This is a genomic window from Streptomyces sp. Y2F8-2, assembly GCF_014905555.1.
In the GTDB taxonomy this organism is placed as follows: domain Bacteria; phylum Actinomycetota; class Actinomycetes; order Streptomycetales; family Streptomycetaceae; genus Streptomyces; species Streptomyces cynarae.
Window position 1 is genome coordinate 114,968 of the sequence record NZ_BNGS01000015.1, and the last position, 17,009, is coordinate 131,976.

15 protein-coding genes are annotated in these 17,009 nt (G+C 70.0%); 10 read left to right on the top strand and 5 right to left on the bottom strand.

The genetic code is table 11. The annotated features are described in order from the left end of the window. Nucleotides 1-72 precede the first annotated feature (72 nt). A complete protein-coding gene (locus tag SY2F82_RS36655) occupies nucleotides 73-669 on the top strand; it encodes a hypothetical protein (protein ID WP_200423419.1) in 597 nt (198 codons plus the stop codon). Between the two features lie 114 nt (nucleotides 670-783). Here the strand turns inward: SY2F82_RS36655 and SY2F82_RS36660 are convergent, their stop codons facing one another. Next, a complete protein-coding gene (locus tag SY2F82_RS36660) occupies nucleotides 784-2,025 on the bottom strand; it encodes an MFS transporter (protein ID WP_200423420.1) in 1,242 nt (413 codons plus the stop codon). A gap of 101 nt (nucleotides 2,026-2,126) precedes the next feature. Between SY2F82_RS36660 and SY2F82_RS36665 the strand changes: the two genes are divergently transcribed. Further along, complete coding sequence (locus SY2F82_RS36665) at nucleotides 2,127-3,212, top strand: DUF5937 family protein (protein ID WP_200423421.1); 1,086 nt, start codon at nucleotides 2,127-2,129, stop codon at nucleotides 3,210-3,212. A 570-nt stretch (nucleotides 3,213-3,782) separates the two neighbouring features. Here SY2F82_RS36665 and SY2F82_RS36670 read toward each other — a convergent pair. The 3 genes from SY2F82_RS36670 to ltaE all read right to left on the bottom strand — a co-directional run bounded on the left by SY2F82_RS36670 (nucleotide 3,783) and on the right by ltaE (nucleotide 7,784). After that, nucleotides 3,783-5,264: a LamG domain-containing protein gene (locus SY2F82_RS36670; RefSeq protein ID WP_236042017.1), complete on the bottom strand. Its 1,482-nt coding sequence runs from the start codon at nucleotides 5,262-5,264 to the stop codon at nucleotides 3,783-3,785. A gap of 349 nt (nucleotides 5,265-5,613) precedes the next feature. Beyond that, nucleotides 5,614-6,471, bottom strand: a complete 858-nt coding sequence (locus tag SY2F82_RS36675) for an aldo/keto reductase (protein WP_200423422.1) — start codon at nucleotides 6,469-6,471, stop codon at nucleotides 5,614-5,616. 275 nt (nucleotides 6,472-6,746) lie between these two features. Next, the gene (gene ltaE, locus SY2F82_RS36680; RefSeq protein ID WP_200423423.1) at nucleotides 6,747-7,784 is read right to left on the bottom strand and encodes a low-specificity L-threonine aldolase; all 1,038 of its coding nucleotides are present in this window, start codon (nucleotides 7,782-7,784) and stop codon (nucleotides 6,747-6,749) included. A gap of 275 nt (nucleotides 7,785-8,059) precedes the next feature. Here ltaE and SY2F82_RS36685 point away from each other — a divergent pair, with 275 nt between their 5' ends. From SY2F82_RS36685 to SY2F82_RS36700, 4 genes are all read left to right on the top strand, one after another. Continuing rightward, complete coding sequence (locus SY2F82_RS36685) at nucleotides 8,060-8,512, top strand: PP2C family protein-serine/threonine phosphatase (protein WP_236042019.1); 453 nt, start codon at nucleotides 8,060-8,062, stop codon at nucleotides 8,510-8,512. A 406-nt stretch (nucleotides 8,513-8,918) separates the two neighbouring features. Beyond that, the gene (locus SY2F82_RS36690) at nucleotides 8,919-9,155 is read left to right on the top strand and encodes a hypothetical protein (protein WP_200423424.1); all 237 of its coding nucleotides are present in this window, start codon (nucleotides 8,919-8,921) and stop codon (nucleotides 9,153-9,155) included. A 45-nt stretch (nucleotides 9,156-9,200) separates the two neighbouring features. Continuing rightward, a complete protein-coding gene (locus SY2F82_RS36695; protein WP_236042020.1) occupies nucleotides 9,201-10,532 on the top strand; it encodes a S1 family peptidase in 1,332 nt (443 codons plus the stop codon). 205 nt (nucleotides 10,533-10,737) lie between these two features. Then, nucleotides 10,738-11,460 carry a hypothetical protein gene (locus SY2F82_RS36700; protein ID WP_200423426.1) on the top strand — a complete coding sequence of 241 codons (723 nt, stop codon included), beginning with the start codon at nucleotides 10,738-10,740 and terminating at the stop codon, nucleotides 11,458-11,460. Here the strand turns inward: SY2F82_RS36700 and SY2F82_RS36710 are convergent. Then, nucleotides 11,457-12,698: an amidohydrolase gene (locus SY2F82_RS36710; protein ID WP_374707238.1), complete on the bottom strand. Its 1,242-nt coding sequence runs from the start codon at nucleotides 12,696-12,698 to the stop codon at nucleotides 11,457-11,459. The two genes, SY2F82_RS36700 and SY2F82_RS36710, sit on opposite strands and share 4 nt — an antisense overlap. A 381-nt stretch (nucleotides 12,699-13,079) precedes the next feature. Between SY2F82_RS36710 and SY2F82_RS40000 the strand changes: the two genes are divergently transcribed. The 4 genes from SY2F82_RS40000 (at nucleotide 13,080) to SY2F82_RS36730 (ending at nucleotide 16,994) form a co-directional block, all read left to right on the top strand. Next, the gene (locus tag SY2F82_RS40000) at nucleotides 13,080-13,430 is read left to right on the top strand and encodes a peptidase inhibitor family I36 protein (RefSeq protein WP_374707240.1); all 351 of its coding nucleotides are present in this window, start codon (nucleotides 13,080-13,082) and stop codon (nucleotides 13,428-13,430) included. Between the two features lie 104 nt (nucleotides 13,431-13,534). Next, nucleotides 13,535-14,185, top strand: coding sequence for an FG-GAP repeat domain-containing protein (locus SY2F82_RS40005; RefSeq protein ID WP_374707241.1), 651 nt, complete (start codon nucleotides 13,535-13,537; stop codon nucleotides 14,183-14,185). A gap of 283 nt (nucleotides 14,186-14,468) precedes the next feature. Then, nucleotides 14,469-15,716: a ThuA domain-containing protein gene (locus tag SY2F82_RS36725; RefSeq protein WP_200423429.1), complete on the top strand. Its 1,248-nt coding sequence runs from the start codon at nucleotides 14,469-14,471 to the stop codon at nucleotides 15,714-15,716. 330 nt (nucleotides 15,717-16,046) lie between these two features. Further along, nucleotides 16,047-16,994 carry an aminoglycoside phosphotransferase family protein gene (locus tag SY2F82_RS36730; RefSeq protein WP_200423430.1) on the top strand — a complete coding sequence of 316 codons (948 nt, stop codon included), beginning with the start codon at nucleotides 16,047-16,049 and terminating at the stop codon, nucleotides 16,992-16,994. The last annotated feature ends 15 nt before the right edge of the window (nucleotides 16,995-17,009 follow it).

Genomic DNA, 17,009 nt, shown 5'->3' on the forward strand with positions numbered 1-17,009 from the left:
CGTCGTTGCCTCGAACCGACGTTACGTCCCTCGGGCGGTCAAGGATCAGCTGGGCGAGAGGATGTTCAGGTCATGAGCGAAACACAGGACTACATGACACGCGTGGCACGGCTGGACGAGGCAGGCAAGCAGACCATGGCAGCACTGCTGCTTGTCAGGTACTGCAGCTGGCACACCGATCCCAAGTTCCAGCAGTGGTTCGGGCTGGCCCGGGACGCGCTGGCAGACGCCACCTCAGCCGCTCGTGCAGTGCTTCGGGGAGAAGCCACAGACCTTGCGGGCCTTCGGGTCGTGCTCGGCGAGGCACTGGAGGCATGTGATCCGGACGGTCCGCCTTTCGAAGCGGAAATCACGGATCACCTGCTGTTCGCCACCGAAGTGTTCGACTTCCTTCTCGCACCGGAGGAAACAGAGGCGCTCGCCCAAGCCTTCGAACGTGCCGACGAATTGGCAGATGCGCACGGGGATATGGCGCGGGAGGAACTTCCCGATGGCCATGAACTCGCAACCGTCGACTTCGAAGGCATGGAAGCCGATGCCCGGGAGGCAGACAGCGAGGTGCCTTTGGACCGGCGTGCGGCTTTGCAGCGCAGTGAGGAGTTCGCCGACCTGTATGCGCGCGTCATCGGGTTGAGCTACTCGGAAGAGGATGCCGGAATCAGTGACTGAGCAACTGCTCGCCGTGCTGGCCGGACGGCTGCCGACCGCCGAGGGCGAGGGCAGCGGGGCAGATCGTGGCGGGCTGGAGCGACCGGGCCCGCCTGAGCCGGCAGGCCCATGAGCTCACAAGCCTGCCGGCGCACGGCGGCAGCAACCGCTGCCCCGCGTTCCCCGATTCTTCTCGATGGCGACGGCGGAGGCGGAGAGGAGCGTCGCGGCCGCGAGGCTGCCCCAGAGGGCGGCCGGGCCGAGCGGTGCGAGAGCGGTGATGACCGCAGGGGAGACGGCGAGGCCGAAGCCCGTGGAGAGCTGGAACCGGGCCAGAGTGCGCCCCAGGACATGGGCCGGGGCGAGCGCGGTGACGAGCGCGGTGGCGCTGCCGGCGTAAATGATCTCTCCGATGGTGCAGACCACGGATACCGTGGCGATGGCCGGGGTACCCCAGCCGGGTCCCAGTGAGGTGGCCGCGAGGAAGCCGAGGTAGGACGCGGCCAGGACCACGCCGGAAAGGGCCAGCACGGACCGCCGCGAGAAGCGGGACATGAGGACGGTGACCGGTACCTGCAGGGCGACGACCAGCACCGTGTTGGCCACGAAGACGGCTGCTGACCACACCGGGGACGCGTGCAACTGCGTGACCAGGACCAGAGGAATCGCGATCTCCGGGACGTTGAGGCAGAACGCGTAGACCACATTGGCGGCAAGTAGCGCGAACTTCCGGGGTGCGGGCGCCCTGCCTCCGTCGTCGGCCGGGGTGGCGGCCGGATGTGCGTGCAGGCGGACCGACCACGTCAGGGCCGCTGCGATGAGATAGGCGAGTCCGGTGACGGCTGCCAGCGCCCGCAGTGCGGTGGTGCCGCCCGCCAGGCACGCGGTGGCGAGGAGGGCGCCCGCGCCCAGGGCGGCGTTGCGCAGGGCGCGGCCTCCCGCGAGCGCGGCGTCGCGTTCCCGACCATGGGCGACCGTGGCCACGACGGCCGCATGGGCGGCCGGCCATGCCTGGTTGCCGATGCCGAGGAAGAGCGCCGCCGCCGCGAACAGTCCGGCGTGCCCCGCCGGGGTGGCCGGCAGCAGCGCCACGCCCAGCACCCGCACCAGCATCGATGCCGCCACGACCGCACTGCGGGCGCCCCGGTCCAGCCACCGGCCCACCGCAGGCGTACAGACCAGACCTGCGACGACACCGGCCGTCATGGCGATGCCGGTGGCCGGCCCCGACAGCCTCAGTACCGTCACGCCGTACAGCAGCAGAAAGGGCCGCAGCAGGCCCGTGCCGAGCGCGTCCACGGCCAGCGCGACGGCATATCGGGGGCCTCCGGAGGCGCGGACGAGGGCGCGGGGCTGGATCCTGGTGATGGTTGCCATGGCGTCAGACGGTGCGTTCGGCCGCCGGGGCGGGGCACGTCGGTTGACGCACATCGTCAATCGGCGCCGACGCCGCCCCTCCGGTCGGTGATGATGAGGGGATGACGCTGAGGATCGACATCAGCAGTCTGCCGTCCGAGCGAGTGCGCTTCGCCGCCTCCCCGCTGGCCGAGCTGACCGCGATGCTCCACGTGCTGGCCGAACCCGGTCACCACCCGCAGTTCGCGAACTGGGCCGCGGACGTCTGGGCCGGGCTGCGGCCGGAGCTGGCCGAGCGGCTCAGGGAGGCGGAGTTCCTGTGGCGTTCCTCGCAGGCCGACTTCCTGATCCCCTCGCGGCCCAGGTCGACCCTCGCCGAGGAACTGGACGACGTGGACCGGATTGACGACGAGACGTATGTGACCGCTGGGCTCGTCACCACGTGCGGCAGCAATCGGGTCCATTTCCCCGGGAGGTCGCCTCTCACCGATGCAGCCGCGCGTGAGCGGGCCCTGGAGGTGGCTCAGGCTCGCGGTGCGCTGCACGAGGCCTTCGCGGAACGGCTGCTCGCGGACTCGGCCGCGGTCCGGGCGCGGGTGCGCCACACCCTAGAGGAATGCGCCGAGGCCTTCTTCGACGCCGCCTGGGCGGACGTCGCGGTGCAGCTCGCCACCGATCTGCGCCTGAAGAACGAACTACTCAGGCGGCACGGCATCGGGGCGGCACTCGCGTCGGTCTCCGGCGCGGTCACCCTGGCACCGGACGGCGACTGCATCGTCGTGGACAAGGTGCAGGACAAGGCGACCGCAGCCCGTGGCGCCGGGGTCACCTTCATCCCCAGCGTCTTCGGCCGCCCGCACCTGGTGGCGGTCCACGCGCCCGGGTGGCATCCGGTGGTGCAGTACCCCGTCGCCGAGCCGAGTCCGTCGGAGCCGGTTTCTCTGGAGACGGTCACCCTCCGGCTGGAGGCGCTCGCGCATCCGGTACGGCTGCGGCTGCTGCGCACCCTGGCCCGCGGCCCGCACACCACCGGCGAGCTGGCCCACTTCTGGGAACTCTCACCCCCGGAGGTGTCCCGCCACCTCGCCGTCCTGCGCCGCGCGGGCCTGCTCACGGCCCGGCGGCACGGCCGTTACGTCCGTTACACCCTCAAGCTGCCCGATGTGACGGCGCTGGGCGCCGACCTGCTGGCGGCCGTCCTGCGCTGAGTGGCTTCCGTCCATCGGAACGCCCCGGGTGGCGCCCTCGGCGTGTGGCCGGGCGAGAGGGTGCCTTCCGCGACGCGCTCCGGCCCACACTCGTGCCCGCCGACACCATCCCGCCGCGTTTCGCCGGCGCGTTCCTGCGTCCCGACCCGCCCTGCGCCGGCAACTGACCGGATACGCCCGCACCAGCCCGGACCCCGTCACCTCGTCCTTCCCGGAGACCCTCGCGGAACACGCCCCGCTGATGCCCGCGCAGGTCGCCGGACGCCGGCGCACCGCCGACCGCGCCGCCCGCCGCCTGACGACGGGGGAGTGAGCCGCCAGTCGGCGGGCGGAGCGTGACGCGCCCACCACGTGGCGGCCGCCCGCACACCCCCTGCGCATGGCAGCCGCCAACGGGGCAGGGGGTCGCGCAACGGCGCAGGGTCGGATGACGTCCAACCTCGGGAACACGTCAGTGGGGTGGAAGCCCACGGGCGCCGCGCCAGGCGGCCATTCCGGAGAAGGAGGCCACCGGCGCGTGAACGCCGTGTCCCCGGGCTTCATCGACATGGGACAGCGATGCGCCGAAGGTCACACCACCCGTGCCGCGGCGATCGGCCGGTCGGTGACCGTCAGCTTCTCCGCCGTCGTCTTGCTGGTGTTGACGCTCCACCGATAGCGCGAGAACTCCCCAGTGGCGTCGGAGGCGTAGAACATCATGTGACCGATGCCCACGCCCTGGAAGTTCTCGCCGGTGACATTGCTGACCATGCGGCTGTCGGGGTACGCCGGGTAGTTGGACAGGCCGTACACGCCGTGCGGGTCGGAGGTGCAGTCGACGATCTCGACGGCGTACTGAGTCTCCCCGGTGAAGTCGGCGGTGCCGGTGAAGGTGCCCTTCACCTCGCGGACCATCACGATGTGGCCGGTGTTGTCCGCGACCTGACCGTTGTAGTCGATCGCGATCAGGTCGCCCGGCCGCAGGTCGGTCACCTTGCTGATGCGCCGGAAGTGAGGGCCGGCCGTACCGTTGGCGAAGGCTTTGCGGTAGTCCGCGGCCTCCGGGATGGTGTCCTGGAAATACTTCGTGAAGTAGTCGTCCGTCGCCCAGCCGTAGGTGTGCTTCAGCACCCGAGTGAGGAAGGACGAGCACCGGGCCTGGGCGATCCACGTCGTCGCGTCGTCGGGAGTGCCCCACGTCACGGACGACGGGGAGCCGATCAAGTAGACGTTGTTGGCGCGGGCCGTCCGGCCGCTGATGACGGCGACCTCGTCGGCGGTCAGTGCGCGGCCGTAGGCGCGAACGTCATCGACGGCGCCGTTGAAGCGGTTCGCCGGGGCGCTGTTCCACTTGGCGCGCCCGATGTTGAAGCCTTCCGTCGCAGCCCAGGACAGGGTCGAGTCCGCGCTGCCCTCCAGCGTGCCGTTGACGTAGAGGTGGATCTGCGCGCCGTCCCAGACACCGGCCAAGTGTGTCCAGAGGCCCAGTGTGGCGGGCTTGGCCGCCAGCGCGGAGACCTTGGTGCTCTGGTCGGCGCTGCGCACTTTGAACGCCCATGTGCCGGCTGTGTCGTCGTACTGAAGGAGGAAACGGCTCACCATCGAGCCGTCCTGGCTCACCGCGGTGTACATGGTGGAGAGACTGGCCGTGTCCGACAGACGCACCCACGCCGAGACGGTGAACGGTGCCGTCGTGTCGAGGACCGAGCCCGTGGCCGCGTACGCACCCGACGTACCGTCAAGGCTCAGCTCGCCGCCGGCCCGCAGCGTCGTCCACGTCGCGCCCGGACCGAGGGTGACGGAGTGTTCGTAGCCCGACCGGTCGGCTCCCGTGCCGTCCAGCGGCCAGTGACCGACGAGACCGTCCGGCAGGTGACCGGCCGCCAGCAAACGCTGGTACTGCACCATCTGCTCGGCCTGCAGTAGATGCGGCGCCGACACCGGCGTGAACGGAGTGTCCAGTGGCGCCTCGGCCGCAGCCGTACCGGCGCTCTGTACCACCCCCGCCAGCGCTCCGACTCCCACGAGCGCGGCCCCGCCCAGCAATCCGCGTCTGCTGACCACTCCGGCCATTGCGTCCCCTCCCTCAACAGGCCGATCCGCTGTGACCGGCCCGCCTTTTGAATCAACGGGATGAGTCTAGCCACGTGGGCGAATGCCTGACTGACCGGTCATCAGCCCTCTGCCCCCGGCCCGCCATCGCCGGCGACTGGACCACTGCCCTGTCCAAGCCGGCCCTGCACTGACCCGCCCGGCGGGCACCGGCACCGGCACCGGCACCGGCACCGGAGCATTCGCGTTCACCGGGCCCGCGATGCCGTCTCGCGGACGGAGCCGAATCAGCACGTTGGCAGGGCTGGGTTCGGCGATCCCCGGCTGACGCCGGCTCGGTGGCCGAGCCGGCGTCAAGGGCCGGCAAGTGTCAGACAGCGTCCAGCTCGGCGATCTCCTCGTCCGTCAGCTTCAGCTCGGCAGCCGCCGCCGAGTCACGGATGGTCTCCGGCCGGCTGGCGCCGGGGATCGGAACGACGATCGGCGACTTCGCGAGCATCCAAGCCAGGCAGACCTGCTGCGGGCTCACCCCGTGAGTCTCGGCTACGCGCGCGAACGGTGCGTAGGCAGAGCCCAGTTCGCGCGCACGGGAGATGCCGCCCAGGGGGCTCCACGGCAGGAACGCGATGCCGAGCTCGTCACACAGCTGAAGCTCCGGCTCGCTGGAGCGGAAGGCCGGCGAGAACTGGTTCTGGACGGAGACCAGGCGGCCTCCGAGGATCTCGTCCGCCTGCCGGATCTGGTCCGGGTCGGCGTTGGAGATACCGGCCATGCGGATCTTGCCCTCGTCGAGGAGTTCCCGCACCGCACCGATCGATTCGGCGTAGGGGACCTTGGGATCGGGACGGTGGAACTGGTAGAGCCCGATGGCCTCCACGCCGAGGCGGCGCAGGGAGGCTTCACAGGCCTCCTTGATGTGCTTGGGGGAGCCGTCCTGCGTCCAGCTGCCGTCTCCGGGACGCAGGTGGCCACCCTTCGTGGCGACGAGGACATCCCCACCCAGCGCGTGGGAGGCGAGAGCCTTGGCTATCAGGGTTTCGTTGTGACCGACTTCACCGGCGTCCCGGTGATAGGCATCGGCGGTGTCGATCAGCGTCACGCCGGCGTCGAGCGCGGCGTGAATGGTAGCGAGGGAACGTGCCTCCTCGGGGCGGCCCTCGATCGACATGGGCATGCCGCCCAGTCCGATCGCGCTCACCTCGACGTCACCGATGCGGCGAGTGTGCATGTGCTCGAGACCTCTTTCGGCTTACGGGAACTGTTGCCGACCAACACCTGCGGCAGGGGCCCGCGGCAACGCGGCACAACCCAGCGTCGTGGAGCGGCAGCCAGGGGTCCAATAGAAGAAAGCGAACGCATTCAGCAGCGAGTCATCTGAATGGGGCGACCTTCACAGCGCTCGCCGATTGCAGCGCGAGCCGGACCGCGCGCAACGACCATGCCGCTGGGCGAGGTCCGACTGCGGAAGCCTCGCTCCAACGCGGTTGCCTGCATGGCTGCCCGTCAGGCGGCGCTGTCGGCCAGGGTCTCGCGCACCACGATCGCCGCGCGCTCCGCATCCTCCCGCGAGACGTCGAGGTGGAACACGAACCGGAACTGCGGTCCGCCCGTGCACAGCACACCCCTGGCGGCCAGCCGTTCCACCAGATCCTGCGGCGTGACGCCCGCGACGGCCCGTGCGAACACCATGTTGGTGCGTGCCGCGCCGACCTCGATTCCCGGTACGCCGTCGAGGGCTTCGGCGAACAGCGCGGCGTTGGCGTGGTCCTCGGCCAACCGCTCGACGTGGTGGTCCAGTGCGTACGACGCGGCCGCCGCCAGTACCCCCGCCTGCCGCATGCCTCCGCCCAGAACCTTCCTCCACCGCCGGGCCTCACTGACGAATTCCCGGGAGCCGAGCAACATCGAGCCCACCGGTGCCCCCAAGCCCTTGCTGAAACACACCGACACGCTGTCGAAATGCTCAGCGATCTTCCGCGCTCCCGCGTAGGGATCACCGCCGCCGGCCACCGCTGCGTTGAACAGCCTGGCCCCGTCCAGGTGCGTCGCCAGTCCGTGCTTGCGGGCCACGGCCGTGGCCGACTCCAGATACTCCGGAGCGATCACCATGCCTTGGAACGTGTTCTCCAGACACAGCAGCCGGGTCCGCGCGAAATGCGGATCGTCCGGCTTGACCGCCGCCTCGACGTGCGTGAGGTCGAGTGTCCCGTCCTCCTGGTGCGGCAACGGCTGCGGCTGAATCCCGCCGAGTGCCGCAGCCCCGCCGCCCTCGTGGGAGTAGATGTGGGCGTTCCACCCTGCGATGTACTCGTCACCACGCCCGCAGTGACTGAGCAGCGCGCACAGATTGCTCTGGGTGCCTGACGAGACGAAGAGGGCGGCGGGGAAGCCGAGCAACGCCGCCAACCGTTCCTGCAAGGCGTTCACGGCGGGATCGTCGCCGAACACGTCGTCCCCCACGTCGGCTCGCGCCATGGCCGTACGCATCGGATCGGTGGGGCGGGTGACGGTGTCGCTCCGCAGGTCTATGACGTTGTCCATGCCTCCTTCCTACCCGGCCACCGTCCGGGGAGCGTCGGCGGGGCGGCCGGTCCGCGCCATGTACTGGCCCCCCGAGATGCATGCTGGCGCGGCGAGGGGGCGCGGTGCGGGGGAACGTCGTGCGTATGCGGGCGCGTGACACCGTCGCGTCACGCCCCAACCGGGTTGCTCACAGGCTACGGTCGAGCGGCGAACGGGGATAAAATTTGAAGCCGCCCACGACGCGCCGGACCTGCCCCACCTCGCGCGCCGCCTGGAGACGAGCATGAGCCGCCATGCTTCGCAGTACCCGGGGTTCCCGGGTTCGGAGATCGCTGAACGGTTCATCACAGCCCTCCTCGCCGATCCCGGACGATGAACCCGTTGTCAAGACCGTCACCTGCGGCCACCCGCCCCCGCTGCTGCTGCACCGCGGCGAGGTTCGGGAGCTGCAGCCCGCCGATCCCTCGCCACCGCTCAACCTGGGAATGCTGGTGAGCGACGGCTACCACGTCGACCTCGCCCCCTTCCATCCCGGAGACCAGATCCTGCTATACACCGACGGGGTCACGGAGACCCGCGACCGCTCCGGCGCCTTCTATCCCTTCGCCGCACGCATCCGCTCATGGAGCGGCGAGGCGCCCCACCAGCTCCTCGACCATCTCCACCGCGACCTGATCGCCTACAGCGGCGGCGAGCTCGACGACGACATCGCTGTCCTCGTCGCCCGGCGGCGCCTGGGCAGCTGAGACGAGGCTCTGAGCTGCGCAGGCATGCCGGAACTCGTTGGGAGCGGTCGGTCAGCCGGCTTCCCCGTCATCCCGTCGAAGGCGCATCCACTTGTGCGCGGCGGTGGGTCATCGCGCGGCTCGGTGAGCGGCCGGTGGGCTTGATCGGCTGGGGCGGCGTTGATCTGAAGGGCGGGAGTGCCGAGATCGATTGCTGGTTGCTGCCGGCGGGTGGCGGGGGTGGCGGGGGTGGCGTCATGGTCGACGCGAGCCGCCCTCGGGACGGTGGCGATGGCGAGCACTCACGCCATCGCCACCGCCGAGATGCGAACCACCCACCGACGCGAGAGACGCCTCGGAGGGAAACGCAACAGCGTCAGCCCCTCTCGTGACTGGCAGGCCACCTGCTGGGAGGACGGAGACGAGCGTGACGGGAAAGACCTGGCAAACCTGCGTGGCGGCTCAGGCCACTTCGGCCGTATGCGGCTCACTACGAGTTGCCGCCGCCGTCGCGCTCAACGACATGCTGGCCCTCATGGTCGCTGCCGGGCTCGTTCATGAAATCCCCGACGCGGACGTCAGACGAGGGGCGCAGGAGCGGTCACTTCCGCTTTGCCTGTCGCACCTGCGTCGTAAGAGCATGTTCGCGTCACGCTGGGTTTGAGTAGAGAGCCACCGGTATATGAAGCACGCTGCGCGCCACAGATGGATGGCCACCCTTGTGCCCGCCGCGGCCCTCGCAGCCGCCGCGCCGTTCGTCGTCCCGGCTCTGGCAGGCGCGTCCCCTGCTCCGGCCGCACGGGCAGCCGCACGGATCGACGACCGTCAGCAGGTACTCGACGCCGTCGCCGATCAGATCACTCAAGGGTTCTCCGAGTCCGACCGGGCGCGAATACCCGGCTTCGCCGACATCGAGGTCGACCCCGACCGCAACCACCTGCGCCTGTACTGGAAGGGCACCCCGCCCCAGCGGGTCCGGCGCATCCTCGCCCATCTGCCCTCCGGCGTGACCGCCGAGGTCACGCCCGCCCGCTACTCCAAGGCCGAACTCCACGCGGCCCGCACGAAGTTGCTGCGCGGCCGCTCGTCGATGAACCTGCGGATCGCAGGGGCCGCGGCCCCCGTCCACATCACCAGCATCGCGCCAGCGGTGGACGGCAGCGGTCTGGAGGTCGGCTATGACAGCACCCCCGGTGGGGCGAACAGCCCCCTGGCGGTCACGGAGGGAAACGTTTCCCGGCGGGTCGCGGCGGCCGCCGACCGGCTGGCGGGCGTGCACACCGTCGCGATACACCGGCTGCAGAGCGTGGACCTCGCCTCCCGGCAGCACGATCGCTCGCCCTGGACCGGAGCGTCGGCGCTGAGCAACCCCACCGGCGGCATCTGCTCCGGCTCCTTCAGCGTGAAGAACGCCGCGGGTCGGTACATGCTGATGTCCGCCTACCACTGCGGCTCGGCCGGCGGCGGCCGGTGGACCACTTGGTGGGGCGGCGACCTGGTCGGCACCACCGACGCCTCCCAGCGGTCCCCGCAGGACGACGTGGTGGGCATCAAGCCGGCGTCGCAGCGGGCCCGCGGCTGGCTCTATGACGGTCCTGCAAGCCGCACCGACGGCTACGCCAAACCCGTCGTCGGCTGGGGCCACAACAACGTCGGCGACTACGTGTGCACCGATGGCGCCAACGGCGGTGTGCACTGCGGCGTGCGGATCGCTCAGACCGACATCGGCGTCACCGGACCGAACCACGTCTACCGCCCCGATGTCGACCTCGCCTACGCCACCTCTGCGACTCCGGGCGGTGTCGCGGCGATCAACGGCGACAGCGGCGGACCGGTCTTCGCGAGCGTCCGCAACCACACGGCCGACGAGGCCCGGGGAATGATCACGGCTCTCGATCGGACGGTCACCTGCCCGCCCGCGTACAACCGGGACACCGTGCTCGATGGTCACCGCAGGACGCCGTGGTGCGTGGCCGGCGTGTATTACGTGCCGATCGGACAGACCCTGCATGACATGCACTGGACGCTGGTCACAGGCTGACCACCCACGGGCCGACCGCGCCGCTCCGCGACCCGCGCGGCCCATGGTGAGCAGACGGGAGGTCGGCGGGCGGCTGCTTGTTCGGCCTGTGCTTGGTGTGTGTGTGTGGGCCGGTAGGCCTCGGTATCGGTGTGTAGCGCACTGACGCATGCCCCAGGGTCCTTCTCCAGCATCGCGGAAGAGTTTTACGGGACGGTGACGGTCAGTGTTGGGTGATCTCGGTATCGCTAGGCGGGTTACACCCGCGAAACTGCTGGCCAAGACGGCACGGGTCACCGCGCTGGCGCTCCTGTTCGTGTCCTATGTGGCCTACCTGTGCCAGGAGTTCCCGATTCCGAGTACGCAGGAAGACCTGTTGAAGGCCCTCCGGTCGAGCAAGCCCCCGGTGGTCGGGATCGGGTATGACGATCACGGAGTGGACCTGCACTGGGAGACGGCTCCGCTGATCTACCGGGAAGTGCACACGCAGGTACCGGGCGAGGTCGGCGACCAGGAAGTTTCCGCTGTGAAGGAGGCGATCGCCGCCAAGGCGGGCATGCGCGTCGAGGAACTCCCGTTCCAGGACTGGCGGACAGACCCCGAACAGGGGGGCCTGTCGGTTCTACTGCCCGCTGGCTATCCGCTCTTCCTTCGACCAACCGCCCTGCGTTGGGCTGTGGTCGGCGTGGGCGTGGCCGTGTTGACCGCGGCTTACGCCTTGCCTCGCAGGTATCAGCGGGTGAAAAACCGCGGCGTATGGTTCGCCATCTGCCTGACCACCGGGTTCGGGTTCTTCACCTTCCTGTGGCTCGAACGTTGTGTGGCCCCCGTTACGGGCGAGCCGCCCGAGCTCAAGCCGCGATACGCATGGGGGGCGTCGCTCGCGACCGGGGTGCTCCTCGCGCTGGGGGGGGGCTGGGGGCTGGTTCGCGTGATGTGGTGTTTCTAGGGTCCGTCTTCAAACGGATCTTGCCGAGAGCAGGAACGACGTGAGTGTGACCGCCGCTTCGTAGGAGGTGGCGGGGCTTGTCGTATCTGGTGGCGATGCCGCGGAAGCCCTTGAACAGGTTGAAGCAGCGTTCGACGGCGTTGCGTCGGCGGTAGGCCTCCCGGTCGAATGTCGGCGGTCGGCCGCCACGGCGTCCGCGGTTGTGCCGGTGGCGCTGATGTGTGCCCGGGCAGCCGACCGGTTTCGCGAGTGCCAGGTATGGAACCCGGTTCAACGGCCGAACTCCGGCGCCTTCGGACGGGGACGCCGGGGACCGGTGCGGTGAGCTCGATGCCCGCGCGTGCCAGGTGTGCGGCGAACCGTTCGGACAGCACCTCACTGTCGCGGAAGTGGTCGTAGCGGACGGTCGCGCGTTCGACGGTGACCCTGGTGCCGGTGGCCAGAGCAACGCCCTCCGCGCAGGTGCGCAACTGCTCGCCCAGGTCGTCCAGCGCCCGGCTGGTGGCGGCGCGCAGGCCGAACAGCCCCTCGGCGTACTCGGGGACGATGTTGGTGGCGGTGCCGCCGTGCGTGACGATGCCCTGGACATGGGAGGCCTCCGGCAGCCGACGGCCGAGCGCGGCCAGCACGTTGAACAGTTCGATGAGGGCGGCGAGCGCGTCGATGCCCTCGGTGGGGTTGCCCGTCGGGTGGGCGGCCCGCCCGTGGAAGCCGATCCGGTGCTGCTCCTGTGCGGTGAGTGGCGCCCGCCTCCAGCTGTACACGCCGGGATGGAACATCAGGGCGGTGTCGACACCGTCGAAAACTCCCGCCGCCACCTCCAGCGCCTTGCCGCCCCCGCCCTCCTCGGCCGGACTGCCCACCGCCAGCACCGCGCCGCCGAGTGCGTCCAGAACGGTATGTACGGCGAGCGTCGCACCGAGGCCCGCCGCCGCGATCAGGTTGTGCCCGCAGGCGTGACCCAGGCCGGGCAGGGCGTCGTACTCCAGTAGCAGCGCCACGGTCGGCGGCCCCTCGCCCGCACGCGCGGTGAACGCGGTCGGCATCCCCGCCACCTCTCGCCGTACGACCAGTCCCGCGCGCTCCAGTTCGCCCGTCAGCAGGGCCGCCGCGTGGTGTTCGGCGAAGGCGTACTCGGGATCGGCGTGCAGCGCCAGGGCCACGTCCCACAGGACGTCGGCCCGGTCGGCGACCTCCCGGCGGATGCGGGAGTACACGGCTTCGGGTGTGCGGGACACGGGGCCTCCAGACAGCGGACCGGGTTGCTCAACGGGCCGGGTTCCACAGAGCGGGTGCGCGACACCGCCGTACGGGGCGGTCCTTGCATCGACCCCTCGAAGGTGGTGCCGAAGGTGCTCGAAGCGACCGGAGAACGACTTCCGTCCGGCCGCGCCTGCATACGGCTGCGGGCGACGGTCCCCATCGATCAACCTTGATCAACCGGGACGGCGAGCCGCGCGACCCCGGAACAGGAATACAGTGCGCTCGTCCTGTTCGATCTCCAAGAGAGCATCCCAGAAGGGACCTAGGTGAACAGACGTCTCAGACGGCTGCTGGTGGCCGCGGGGAGCATGGCGCTGACGGCAGTGCCGCTCACCGCACCCGCGCAGGCCGTCACCATGTCGGCGAGCGCTTGCCCGTCCGGCTACCTGTGCGGGTGGAGCGGTACGGACGCGACCGGCTCCATGATGAAGACCCGCACCGACATGCCCACGATGGGCACGTGGGACAACAGGATCCGCTCCTACTGGAACCGCACGTCCAGCGTTTCCTGCCTCTACAGCGACCCGAGTACAGCGGCACCTACTTCCCCGACCCGCCGGACAACGGCTTGTCCGGCTACGACTCGAGCCTCGACAAGGCGATCAGCTCCGTCAAGTTCGTTCCCAACGAGCGGGAGTGCATGGGTACGCCCTACGCCCAGTGGTACGCGGAGCCCGCTCCGAGCACCGCCGGATTCGGCGACCTGAACGGTGACGGCCGCGCGGACCTGCTGTCCCGGGACCGCAGCGGCCGGCTCTGGTTCGTCTCCGGCACCGGGAGCGGCACGCTGCTCGGCGGCGGCTGGAACTCCATGGCCGCGCTCACCCGGCACGGCGACCTCACCGGCGACGGCACCGAAGACCTGATCGCCCGCGACTCCTCCGGCGAGCTGTGGCTCTACCCGGGCAACGGCCGGGGCAAGTTCGGCACACGCAAGGACCTCGGCGGCGGCTGGAAGTCGATGGCCACCATCACCGCCACCGGTGACCTCAACGGCGACGGACGCGGCGATCTGCTGGCCCGTGACGCGGCCGGCACCCTGTGGCTCTACCCAGGTACCGGCCACGGCCCCTTCGGCGCCCGCAAGGCCCTCGGCAGCGGATGGAAGGTCATGAACGCCCTGACCGCACCGGGTGACCTCAACGGCGATCGCCACGGCGACCTCCTGGCCCGCGACACCTCGGGCAACCTGTGGCTGTACCCCGGCAACGGACGCGGCTCCTTCGGCGCCCGGAAGCTCCTCGGCGGCGGCTGGGGCCTGATGTCGGCCTTCGTCAGCGTCGGCGACGTCAACGGCGACGGCCGCAACGACCTGGTCGCGGCCACCCAGGACGGCTACCTCAACCCCGACGCCACGGTCGAGGCGAACGAGCTACGGCTCTACGCAGGCGATGGCAGGGGCTCCTTCGCCAAGTACCAAATCTGGAACCGCAACTGGTACGACCTCAACGGCGGCTTCTGAAAGCGGTCCCTCCAGGGAAGGACAGCCTTGGAGGGACCCGCGCCGGGCGGCGCGCACCGATCAGCCGTGTGACAACGTTCAGGCCGATACACCTGGTGCAACGCAGCCTGTCGTTCTCTCCACGGACCCGCCGGGAGCCGAACCGGTGAAGAACCGGCGTTGATGCTACGTCCGTCCCGGCGGCTTGGCCTAGACCAAGGTTGACATGTACGCTCACGGAATCTTGCACTGCGGCACACCCCAGCACGGCTCCCCACGGTCGCGCACGAGGAAGGTCCCCCGCATGACGCCCTCCCGCACGCAAGTTCCCCGGCTCCGCGCCCTGTCGAGACTGCTCGCCCTGTTCGCCGTACTCCTCGGTGTCCAGGCCGGACCCGCCCACAGCGCCCACGCCGCCGCGTCCTTCAACGTGATCGCCTTCTACGACGGCACCTACGACGCGGCGCACATCAGCTTCGACCACGAGGCCAACGCGTGGTTCCCGCAAGCAGGTGCACAGAACGGCTTCTCCTACACCGCGACCACCGACTGGAGCCGGCTCAACACGGCGAACCTGGCGAACTACCAGGTCGTCATGTTCCTCGACGACTACCCGCACACCACGGCGCAGCAGTCCGCCTTCCAGACGTACGTGGCGGGCGGCGGCGGCTTCATCGGCTTCCACGTCTCGGCGTACAACGACAACACGAGCGACTGGCCCTGGTACCACAACACCTTCCTCGGCACCGGCACGTTCAGGAGCAACTCCTGGGGGCCGACCTCCGAGACGCTGCAGATCGACGATCCCGGCCACCCGGCGACCGCGGGTCTGCCCGCCACCATCACATCCTCGGTCAGCGAGTGGTACAGCTGGCAGAACGACCTTCGGCAGAACCCGGCCATCGACATCCTGGCCTCGCTGGCCCCGTCCACCTTCCCGGTCGGCACCGACCCCAACCAGACGTGGTACAGCGGCTACTACCCGATCGTGTGGTCCAATCGCCACTACCGGATGGTCTACAACAACTTCGGCCACAACGCGATGGACTACTCCACCAACACCACCCTCTCGTCGACGTTCGCGAGCGCCCAGCAGAACCAGCTGCTCCTGCAGGAGATCAAGTGGGCAGCAGGGCAGTCCGGTCCGGTGACCCCACCGCCCGCGAAGACCACCGGTCCCATCCACGGGTACGGCGGCAAGTGCGTGGACGTCGCGGGCGGGGGCACCGCCAACGGCACCGCGATACAGCTCTACGACTGCAACGGCACCAACGCGCAGAACTGGACCGTGGGCAGCGCCGGTACGCTCAGCGCGCTCGGCAAGTGCATGGACGTGACCTCGGCCGGCACCGCCAACGGCACCAAGGTGCAGTTGTACGACTGCAACGGGACGGGCTCACAGGTCTGGCAGCCCGGCGCCAACGGCTCCCTGGTCAATCCGCAGTCCGGCAAGTGCCTTGACGCGACCGGGCCCAGTTCGGCCAACGGCACCCGCCTGCAGATCTGGTCGTGCACCGGAGCGGCCAACCAGAGCTGGACCCTGCCCTCCTGAACACGGAGGCCCGGCGGGTTGGGGCGGCCGCCGCTACCGGGCCGCAGGTGCTGTGCGGGTTCCTGCTCGTGCTGCGCACCGGGATCCGGTAGGGAGTACCTGCGGCAGGGGGCTGGGATTCGGCGCGGGCATGAGGTGTCGGCGGTGCCCGGCCGCCTGGAACGAGGCAGCTGTCTGGGACGGGCTGCACCAGGTGCTGTTGGGGGTGCCGCAGGACCGGACCCGGGACCCGACCGCAGGTCCGGACCCCTGTGCGCCATCGAAGTGTGAGCAGTACTGAGTGCTGGGCGTCACCAACGGCGGGTCACTGTCCGGCTATCGTGGCTCCGCGTGACCCATACCGAGATCGAGATCACCGCAGAGCTGGTCCGGGACCTGCTGCACGACCAGCACCCGGACCTGGCCGGTCTCCCCGTGAAGCTCGGCGCACGCGGCTGGGACAACCAGCTGTGGCGGCTCGGCGACGACCTCGCCGTCCGGCTGCCCTGGGCGACGCTGTCCGCAGACGCGCTGCTGCGCAAAGAGCACACCTGGCTTCCCGCTCTCGCCCCGCATCTTCCCTTGCCGGTCCCTGTCCCGCAGCGCCTTGGCGAGCCCTCGAAGCGGTTTCCGCGGCCGTGGATCGTCACCACCTGGGTGCCGGGAACGCCCGCCGACCGTGCCCCCGCCACGCGAGCTGCTCAGTCGGCCGACACCTTGGCCGCCTTCCTGACCGCTCTTCACCGACCCGCCCCCGAAGGGGCGCCGACCGGCCGCGACCGCGGGGGCCCGCTGGCCGACCGTGCCGAGGGGTTCGCCCAGCAACTGGCCGCAGCCGCCGAACGGGGGCTGGTCCCGGATCCGGACGCCGTCCGCGCGGTCTGGGAGGACGCCGTCACAGCGCCCGACTGGACGGGGCCGGCACTGTGGCTTCACGGCGATCTGCATCCGGCCAACGTCCTGACCGCGGACGGCACGTTCTGCGGCGTGATCGACTTCGGCGACCTCTTTGCGGGCGATCCGGCCTGCGACCTCGCCGCCGCGTGGATACTGCTGCCGGACGGCGCCGTCGACCGCTTCCACGACGCTTATCAGCCGGCCCCGGACCCGGCGACGCGACGCCGCGCCCGCGGCTGGGCGGTGTTGAAAGCGCTCGCCTGCATCTTCATCGCAGAGGCAGGCGTCCTCGGCCGTCCGGGCGGCAAGACCACCTGGGGCCCGCCCGCCCAGGCCGCGCTGAAACGCCTCACCGCGACGGTCCACCGCCCTGGTTCCCCGGGTCCGCCCTGTATCTGGTGAGGCATGCCGGAGCTG

What these genes read in the sequence shown, in the direction of transcription:
- SY2F82_RS36655 (WP_200423419.1), top strand. Translation starts at nt 73, where the DNA reads ATGAGCGAAACACAGGACTACATGACACGCGTGGCACGGCTGGACGAG.
- SY2F82_RS36660 (WP_200423420.1), bottom strand. Translation starts at nt 2,025, where the DNA reads ATGGCAACCATCACCAGGATCCAGCCCCGCGCCCTCGTCCGCGCCTCC.
- SY2F82_RS36665 (WP_200423421.1), top strand. Translation starts at nt 2,127, where the DNA reads ATGACGCTGAGGATCGACATCAGCAGTCTGCCGTCCGAGCGAGTGCGC.
- SY2F82_RS36670 (WP_236042017.1), bottom strand. Translation starts at nt 5,264, where the DNA reads ATGGCCGGAGTGGTCAGCAGACGCGGATTGCTGGGCGGGGCCGCGCTC.
- SY2F82_RS36675 (WP_200423422.1), bottom strand. Translation starts at nt 6,471, where the DNA reads ATGCACACTCGCCGCATCGGTGACGTCGAGGTGAGCGCGATCGGACTG.
- ltaE (WP_200423423.1), bottom strand. Translation starts at nt 7,784, where the DNA reads ATGGACAACGTCATAGACCTGCGGAGCGACACCGTCACCCGCCCCACC.
- SY2F82_RS36685 (WP_236042019.1), top strand. Translation starts at nt 8,060, where the DNA reads ATGCTTCGCAGTACCCGGGGTTCCCGGGTTCGGAGATCGCTGAACGGT.
- SY2F82_RS36695 (WP_236042020.1), top strand. Translation starts at nt 9,201, where the DNA reads ATGGCCACCCTTGTGCCCGCCGCGGCCCTCGCAGCCGCCGCGCCGTTC.
- SY2F82_RS40000 (WP_374707240.1), top strand. Translation starts at nt 13,080, where the DNA reads ATGTCGGCGAGCGCTTGCCCGTCCGGCTACCTGTGCGGGTGGAGCGGT.
- SY2F82_RS40005 (WP_374707241.1), top strand. Translation starts at nt 13,535, where the DNA reads ATGGCCGCGCTCACCCGGCACGGCGACCTCACCGGCGACGGCACCGAA.
- SY2F82_RS36725 (WP_200423429.1), top strand. Translation starts at nt 14,469, where the DNA reads ATGACGCCCTCCCGCACGCAAGTTCCCCGGCTCCGCGCCCTGTCGAGA.